The sequence below is a fragment of the Pseudonocardia pini genome, from assembly GCF_013870575.1.
GTDB lineage: Bacteria > Actinomycetota > Actinomycetes > Mycobacteriales > Pseudonocardiaceae > Pseudonocardia > Pseudonocardia pini.
Map to the genome: position 1 here is coordinate 1 of NZ_JACBXB010000980.1, position 1,713 is coordinate 1,713.

Consider the following 1,713-nt stretch of genomic DNA (forward strand, 5'->3'; position numbering starts at 1 on the left):
GACCGGCGTGTTCGGCACCGGCCGGGTCTTCTTGGTCCCGCCGGTGACCGTGGCCGCCAGGCGGGTCGGGAACGCGGTCCCGGCCGCGGCCGACTGGTTGTCGCCCGCGGTCTTGGCGATCGCCTTCGCGGACACGGGGTTCTCGAAGTCGACGATGCGATCGTTGAGCTGGAAGAGATCGGCGCCCGACACCAGACCGCCCGCTCCCGAACCCTGGTTGAGGTTCACGTCCAGCACGGTCGCCTCGGGGCCGAGACCTGCGACGACCTCGTCGAAGGTCGCCGCGTAGGACTTGAAGCCGAAACGGTTGAGCTCACCGACCGGTACCTCGCGGTCCGACGACGCCCACCATCCCTTGGCCGCCGAGGGTGTCCACCGCTGCCAGGTGCCCGGCGTGACGGTCGGAGTGGCCGAGTAGATGGGCTCCCAGACGAGCGAGGTGAAGCCCATCACCTTGCTGTCCTTGGGGCTGATCTTCGACGAGGTCACTTCGATGTTGTACGAGGGGGCCAGGTTCGGCCTCCCCTCGATCGCCTGCTCGATCATCGTCGAGTACGCCAGGGACCTCAGCTGGCCGAGGGTCGTGCCCGGTGTCGGCTGGTAGATCACGGCCTTGTCCGCAGCACCCGGCGTCGCCAGCCGCAGGTAGCCGTCGCCGGACGAGGCACGGGTGTCGTCGACCACCGACGCAGTGCCTGCGGTGGGGACCTTCTGCCCGTTGAGGTTCGAGAAGCAGAGCAGCGTCGGTGTGACACCGCAGGGTTGGAGATCCGCGTTGCTCACCGACACCGCTCCCGGTGCGGCGCCCGCGGGGCCTGTGGTGAGGGCGGCGGTGCCGCCGACCAGGGTCGCGACGAGCAGGGCGAGCCCGGTTCGGCGCAGGAAGGGGGTACTGCGGGTGCGCATGGACACCTCACTGGGACGAGGACCGCGGTCCACGAATGGGAAGTGGGACCGGCCCCGGGGGGCATCAGGTCCGTTCCCGTCGCACAGAGTGGGCCATCCGGCGGTGGCACGTGCCACCATTCGGCGTATGCGCTCGATCGAGTGAGGAGATCGCTACCGGCGGCGACGAATCCGGCGCTCCAGTGTCACTGTCAGTGCACGGCGGCGGACAGGGCGTCGGCGAGGGTGGTGTGGCGGAAGGTGAAGCCCGCGTCGAGCAGCCTGCGCGGGACGGCGTTCTGACCGAACAGCAGCGTCTCGCGGCCGAGGTCGCCCAGCACGGTCGAGACCACGACACCCGGGACGACCAACGGGGCGGGCCTGCCGACCGCGCCCGCCAGGGCCTGGGTGAAGGCCTGGTTGGTGACCGGGGTGGGGCCCGTCAGGTTCACCGGACCGCTGACCTGCGAGTTCTCGACGGCGAAGCGCAGCCCGGCGATCTCGTCGTCGAGCGAGATCCAGGGCATGTACTGCGTGCCGCTGCCGATGCGGGCGCCGAGGAAGGTCTTCCAGACCGGCCGCATCAGCGCGAGGATCCCGCCGGAGGGCGAGAGGACGAGCCCGGTCCGGACCGTCACGACGCGTGCGCCCGCGTCGCTCGCCGCGGCCGTGGCCGCCTCCCAGTCCCGGCAGAGCCCGGCGAGGAAGCCGCCGCCGGACGGGGCGGACTCGTCGATCTCCTGCGGGCCCGCGTCTCCGTAGTAGCCCACGGCCGAACCGCTGACCAGCGCCGGGACCCCTGCCTGCGCCACCGCCCCCGCGAGGACC

General features: G+C 71.3%; 2 protein-coding genes. Both read right to left on the reverse strand.

What is annotated here, in order from left to right; genetic code table 11:
- The coding region (locus H5J29_RS31585; RefSeq protein ID WP_181784585.1) for a hypothetical protein at positions 1-906 on the reverse strand (906 nt) is incomplete at its 3' end.
- Positions 907-1,097: 191 nt separating this feature from the next.
- Positions 1,098-1,713: TIGR01777 family oxidoreductase (locus H5J29_RS31590; RefSeq protein ID WP_181784586.1), on the reverse strand; the 616-nt coding region annotated here is incomplete at its 5' end.